Origin of the sequence: Acinetobacter sp. Swhac1 (assembly GCF_013390985.1) — a bacterium.
In the GTDB taxonomy this organism is placed as follows: Bacteria; Pseudomonadota; Gammaproteobacteria; order Pseudomonadales; family Moraxellaceae; genus Acinetobacter; species Acinetobacter towneri.
The window spans coordinates 1-6,340 of the sequence record NZ_JACASN010000058.1 but is presented as its reverse complement, the minus strand read 5'-3'; the positions used below and the strand labels follow the sequence as shown (position 1 = coordinate 6,340).

Annotated in this window: 5 protein-coding genes and 1 pseudogene; 4 read left to right on the top strand and 2 right to left on the bottom strand. The window is 39.7% G+C overall.

The annotated features are described in order from the left end of the window. Both HX743_RS15330 and HX743_RS15325 read left to right on the top strand, forming a co-directional pair. Nucleotides 1–186: pseudogene (locus HX743_RS15330) on the top strand (IS5/IS1182 family transposase); the annotation flags it as partial. A gap of 19 nt (nucleotides 187–205) precedes the next feature. Further along, entirely contained in the window at nucleotides 206–451 is a 246-nt protein-coding gene (locus HX743_RS15325) for a hypothetical protein (RefSeq protein ID WP_052690212.1), read from the top strand. Nucleotides 452–552: 101 nt separating this feature from the next. Here HX743_RS15325 and HX743_RS15320 read toward each other — a convergent pair whose 3' ends face one another. Then, nucleotides 553–1,572 (bottom strand): AraC family transcriptional regulator, encoded by a 1,020-nt coding sequence (locus HX743_RS15320; protein WP_045796736.1) that lies wholly within the window; start codon nucleotides 1,570–1,572, stop codon nucleotides 553–555. Nucleotides 1,573–1,725: 153 nt separating this feature from the next. Here HX743_RS15320 and HX743_RS15315 point away from each other — a divergent pair, with 153 nt between their 5' ends. Together HX743_RS15315 and HX743_RS15310 are read left to right on the top strand one after the other, a co-directional pair. Continuing rightward, nucleotides 1,726–3,171: a coniferyl aldehyde dehydrogenase gene (locus tag HX743_RS15315; RefSeq protein ID WP_045796737.1), complete on the top strand. Its 1,446-nt coding sequence runs from the start codon at nucleotides 1,726–1,728 to the stop codon at nucleotides 3,169–3,171. 114 nt (nucleotides 3,172–3,285) lie between these two features. Then, on the top strand, nucleotides 3,286–5,004 hold the full coding sequence (locus tag HX743_RS15310) for a GMC oxidoreductase (protein WP_045796738.1): 1,719 nt from the start codon (nucleotides 3,286–3,288) through the stop codon (nucleotides 5,002–5,004). A gap of 318 nt (nucleotides 5,005–5,322) precedes the next feature. Here HX743_RS15310 and HX743_RS15305 read toward each other — a convergent pair whose 3' ends face one another. Beyond that, on the bottom strand, nucleotides 5,323–6,069 hold the full coding sequence (locus tag HX743_RS15305) for an IS5-like element ISAba31 family transposase (RefSeq protein WP_087662167.1): 747 nt from the start codon (nucleotides 6,067–6,069) through the stop codon (nucleotides 5,323–5,325). Nucleotides 6,070–6,340: the final 271 nt, after the last annotated feature.

The window sequence follows — 6,340 nt, the reverse complement described above, 5'->3', positions numbered from 1 at the left end:
ACAAATAGCCAATCGAACAATGACCATATGGACTGGTATTTATATAAAATCAGGCATTTAGTTGAAAATATGTTTTGTAGATTAAAGCAATTTAGAGGAATAGCTACTCGATATGACAAGCTCAAAAGAAGAAATTATCAAAGTTCTGTTGCTTTAGCCTGTATATTTTTATGGCTACCTTTATAGGGTTAATTATGAACAGTAAATGTCAACAGACCCTAGTTACACTTATCCAAATAGTACGACGGTGGCATTGAATACTGAAACGACATATGACTGGAATGCAGAAGAAGCCACAGTTCCTGTCAACTTGACTGTGACCAAAGTGATTCGCCTAAATGGTCAGGCCATTAGTGTGGGCGGTGGTGCTCGATATTGGGTTGATGATACTGACGGCAGCCCGAAAGGTTGGGGGGCACGTTTGGTCGCATCCTTTGTTTTCCCGAAATAATCAATTGAGTCTGTATTGATTAGAGTGACATTCAATGGATTTAAACTATATGCTTGAATTCGTTGGGTACTTTTTATTTAACGAAGTAGCAAAACCAGAAGTCATACAATATGGCTTCGACTTTTGTCTCTTAACTCGGTTGGAGGAACGCCAAACCAGCTTTTAAAGTTGCGACTGAAAATAGATAATTCTGCATAGCCCAACTGTAGAGCAATATCTGTCAAATTCACATTGCCTGCATCAAGCATACGAAGCGCTTCTTTTTTTCGGACATTTTCGAGTATATCTCGATAGGTTGTTCCTTGCATTTTTAAAGCGCGCTGAAGCTTTTTCGGATGCATTCCCATACAGAGTGCGATATTTTCAATGCTGCAGTCTCCTGTCGCCATCAGCATGCGGACTGAACTCTCTATCAGTGCGGTATTGTCTTCAGTTTTGGTGCTGCTTTGTGTTTCAAGCTGCTGTACGATTAGTTGATTAATGGCATCTTCATTAAAATTATAGGGTTTATAGCTTAAAAAGCTTGCGGGAAAATAAAGCGCATCCTCATCGGTTTCAAATTCCACTGGACAGGAAAAATGTGCTTGGAAAGTTTGAGCTCCTTTTTGTGGTGCTTTTTGCTTGAAGCAAATTTTTTCTGCATGCCACTGTGGGCCAATCAAATCTTTTAAAATATTCGCGACAAGGCAAATGGCCAGTTGTGATTTTTGTGGTACATCGGTGTTGTATTCACTTAAACGCACAAAGTTCAGCTTACAGAACAGAGCATTATGTTGCGAGACGTGAAAGACAACGCCTTCAGCATGTAAATAGACATACTTTTGCGCCACGCTTAAGGCTTCAAGTATGCTCGTTTGTCGGGACATATAGACGCCAATCAAACCGATTGTGCTAATATTTTGGAGTGCGCCGAGTTTTAAACCGAAGCAGTCATCCTGACAGGCTAAGGCCGCTTTTTCCAATAAATTTAAATAATGATCATAATGAATAAATGAATCTGGATCGCGGAGTAAAGCAGGTAAAATCCCGATCTCTTTCAAGATTCCTATAGGGTTTATGCCATAACTACGGACTAAGTCTTCAAAACCGCCGAGGCTGGCTGCACGAATATAACTTCCCATTACAACATTCCGTGTTGTCCTAAAAGATCAATTTAGTGTCCTAAAAAGTCAAGCATAATTCAAGTCATTTGTTAAAGTAGGATAAGAGATTATCTCAACCAACATAGAAAAGAAGTATTGAATCACCATTTTTAGCCGTGAAAGGAAAAGCATATGCAACTTACGGTTCAGTCTCATATCGAGCAAACAGTGATAGAACAGACATTGCACGATTGTTTTCAATTACAGCGCAAAAGCTTTCATCAGCAAGGCATTGAAACGATTGAACAACGCAAGCAACATTTACTGAATTTAAAAGCATTGATTAACAATCACCGTGAAGCAATTATTGACGCCTTGAATCGTGATTATGGAAATCGTTCACGCCATGAAACCTTATTAGCAGAAATTATAACTGTCACGGATGACATAAACGGCAGCATCAAACACTTGAAACACTGGACCAAAGTACAAAAACGACATGTCGATCATAGCCTGTATTTTGGTGCAAAAAACCGTGTGATTCCGCAGCCGCTGGGGGTGATTGGAATTATTGTGCCGTGGAATTTCCCCATCAATTTGATGTTCTCGCAATTATCTGCTGTGTTTGCTGCGGGAAATACCGCTATGGTTAAAATGTCTGAAAATTCAAGACATTTGGCTGAATTACTGATTGAGTTAAGTCCCAAATACTTTAAAGCGGAAAAATTACAGATTTTCGATGAGACTGGTGAAGTAGGCATCGCATTTTCAAAATTGCCGTTTGACCACCTGATGTTTACTGGCTCTGGTGCGACAGGGCGTAAAGTCATGGCTGCTGCAGCACAGAACTTGACGCCAGTGACTTTGGAGTTGGGTGGTAAATCTCCTGCGGTGATTGATCCTGAATACCCTATTGAGAAAGCTGTAGAACGCATTATGTTTGTGAAACAGTTTAATGCGGGGCAAATTTGTACCAATGTCGATTATTTATTTGTACATGAGTCGAAGTTACAAGCTTTTATTCAAGCCGCGGCAGCGTGGGTTCAGGAACATGTGCCTGATATTCATAGCAAAGATTATACTTCTGTGATTGATGAGCGTGCATTTCAGCGCTTAGTGCATAGCTTGGCAGATGCTGAAGCCAAAGGGGCCAGTTTGATTAATTTAAATCAGCAAGAACCAGATGCTGCGACACGAAAATTTCCACTGACTTTGGTATTGAACAGTAATGATGAGATGGAAATTGATACGCGTGAAACCTTTGGTCCGATCTTGATGGTCAAAACCTACCAAAAGCCTGAAGAGGTAGTAGACTATATTGTGCAGCGTGATCGTCCATTGGCTTTTTATCCATTTAGTAATAACAAAAGTTTAATCGATTTTTATATCAGCAGAGTTATGTCGGGCGGGGTTTCGGTCAATGATGCCTTATTTCATGTCGGGCAGCATGACTTACCCTTTGGTGGAGTCGGTGCCAGCGGGATGGGGCACTATCATGGTTATGAAGGCTTTTTGACTTTTTCTAAAATGCGCCCTGTATTTTATCAGGCGGGTTTTTCGAGTTTGAAGTTTCTCGCGCCACCGTATGGAAAATTTGCCAATTGGCTGTTGAATTTATTGATTCGCATGAAGTCATAAGCGCTTAAATTTTAAAACCTCAACATCACTTTTCACTTCAAGATGGATATTTTGAAGTGAAGGAATTAGTGTATTTAAAAACAGAAAAATAAAACTATTAAAGGAGTTAATAGTATGAATAATAAAGATTTTGATTATGATCAAATCGTGATTGGCTCAGGCTTTGGTGGATCGGTCAGTGCTTTACGCCTCAGTGAAAAAGGCTATAAAGTCCTGATTTTGGAGAAAGGCTTACGCCGTGAAGACAAGGATTTTCCAACCACCAATTTAGACACAAAAAACTATTTGTGGCGACCTGAACTGGGATTCAGAGGTACGATGCAATTTACTTTCACCAGTAAAACCACCATTTTGCATGGGGTGGGCGTTGGTGGGGGCTCACAAATTTATGCCAATGTACATTTAATTCCACCTGATGCAGTTTTTGAGTCGGAGGCATGGACCAAGATTCGTAAAGACTGGAAAGACACCTTAAAGCCGTTTTATGGTCTCGCTCAACGTATGTTGGGTACAGCGAATAATACTTATACCAATATTGCAGACGACACGTTAAAAGAAGTTGCGAGTGAAATTGGATATGCAAATTCATTTAAAACGGTGAATACGGGGGTCTTCTTTTCGCAAGTAGCTGGTCAAGAAGGACAATTAGCGAAAGATCCGTATTTCAATGGAGATGGACCAGATCGTAACTCCTGTATTTATTGTGGCAGTTGTATGTTGGGCTGTCGTAATAATGCCAAAAACACCCTCATGAAGAATTACCTGTATTTTGCTGAACGTAATGGGGTAGAAATTCGTCCAAGTTCTGAAGTCCTCAAAATTATGCCATTGAGTGAGGATGGTGGTGAAGGCTATGAAATCATTATCAAAGAAACTTTAGGTAAGAATGTTCGTCAATATAGTTTGCGCAGTCGTGGGGTAGTGTTATCTGCAGGGGTGATGGGTACGGTACCGATGTTGTTAAAAATGCGGGATCAGTATAAGACTTTACCCAATATTTCTTCATTGCTGGGACAGGAAGTTCGGACGAACTCGGAAACTCTGACCACAGTGAACAACACAGATAAAAAACTGGATGATGGGGTAGCAATCAGCTCTTTTATTTCGGTCGATGCAGATACCAATATTGAGGTCACACGGTTCCCTGAAGGTGCGGATGCTTCATGGATTTATATTCCATACGTGCCGATGGTGACCGGTCAGGGCTTTATGCGCTTTATGAAGTTTGTGTTCAATACACTGTTACATCCCTTAAAAACCTTTAAAGTACTGCGTTATAAGGGTAAAGCCAAAGACTCTATCATTTTATTGGTGATGCAAAAGTCTGAAGCATTCATTCATTTTGAATGGCGTAGAAAGTGGTATCGACTGTTCAAAAATAGTATCACTGCTGTGCAAAAAGAAGGGGACACGCCACTCACCGTTTCATTCCCTGCGGCTGAAGAAGCCACTAAAATGATTGCACAAAAGTTAGGTGGAGAACCTGGTTCTGCACTTACTGAAATTCTACTGGGAACGCCAACGACAGCACATATTATGAGTGGTGTCGCGATGGGCAATGACAAGTCGAATGGCGTTGTGGACTTCACTGGTCAAGTCTTTGGTTATCAAAATTTACGCGTATTAGATGGTTCGATTGTACCTGGGAATTTAGGTGTGAATCCCTCACTAACCATTACCGCACTGTCTGAATTTGCGATGAGTCAAATCCCAGTGTTCTCCGCAGAGCGGGCAGCAAAGATTCAGCGTATTGAATTTAGTCAGCCTTTGGAGGGACAGGTGTCTGACTTGAAGGGTACTGGTGATTTAGCCAGTGCATTAAGCAATGCTTAAAAAAGTGGATATGGTTTGGGCTGGTGATGGTGATGGTGTCTAATACGGCAAATTAGACAGCCCAAGCAATACAATCTTGAGATCATTATCCCTCTAACGCTGTATGACAGCGTTAGAGGGCGTTGCTGATTTTATGGGCTATAATTCAGAAATTCCTAAGCTAAGAAGAGAGCGAAAAGCTGTCTTACCTTTTTTACCGATCAATGAGTAATTGGGGGGCATTATTGAGTCTATTCATAAACCCAAAAGCCATGGTTTATTTTTTCTTGTTATAAAATATGACTAGGGTCTGTTGACATTTACTGTTCATAATTAACCCTATAAAGGTAGCCATAAAAATATACAGGCTAAAGCAACAGAACTTTGATAATTTCTTTTGAGCTTGTCATATCGAGTAGCTATTCCTCTAAATTGCTTTAATCTACAAAACATATTTTCAACTAAATGCCTGATTTTATATAAATACCAGTCCATATGGTCATTGTTAGATTGGCTATTCGTTTTCTTTGGTATATTCGCTTTAGTCCCTGTTTTCCTGATCTGTTCACGCAGTGGTTCTGAATCATAGCCTTTATCTGCGCATACCACTTTTGTCTCTTTTAAATCTAATGTTGATATTAAATCAGGTGCAACTTTAACATCATGTGTGGTCCCATCGGTAATTATGAAATCAATAGGATTGCCATGTGCATCAACAATCAAATGTATTTTTGAGGAGTTTCCTCCTACACTTTTAGAAATAGATTGATTCGCTATGCCGGCAGAATGTTGATGAGCACGTACATGAGAGCCATCAATAAAAATCCACTCCATATCGGGGCATGAGGCTAGCAATTTGAATAATCTAAGTAACTTACCGCTGCTTGACCAACGATTAAAACGTTTGAAAATAGAGTTTGAATGACCAAAACAAGAAGGAATATCTCGCCACGGACAGCCTGTTCTAATTCTATAGAGAATAGCTTCAATAAAATTGCGTAAATTTGAGTTGTGGTGAATGGATAAATTACGCAGAATAACTTTCAACTTTTGCCAGTGTTGATCTGTCAGCATGGTACGAGGCATAGCGAATAGTAAAATTGGGTTTGGCGATTTGATTTTACTACTTCGCTATTTTTTTAAGCTAAAAGTGTCAACACACCCTACTACCTTAAAATTAAATTACCTATTACATCCAACAGTTTTTGGTATTTATGACGTTCGATGAGTCTTGTCGATATTCCTAAAGAAAGTGGTTTTTTTCTTTGTACACGACAAAAAAAGATAACTCATTGAAATAATGGCATAATACTTGTTTTCTGACGACGAATATGATGACACATTTCAATGAGTTACA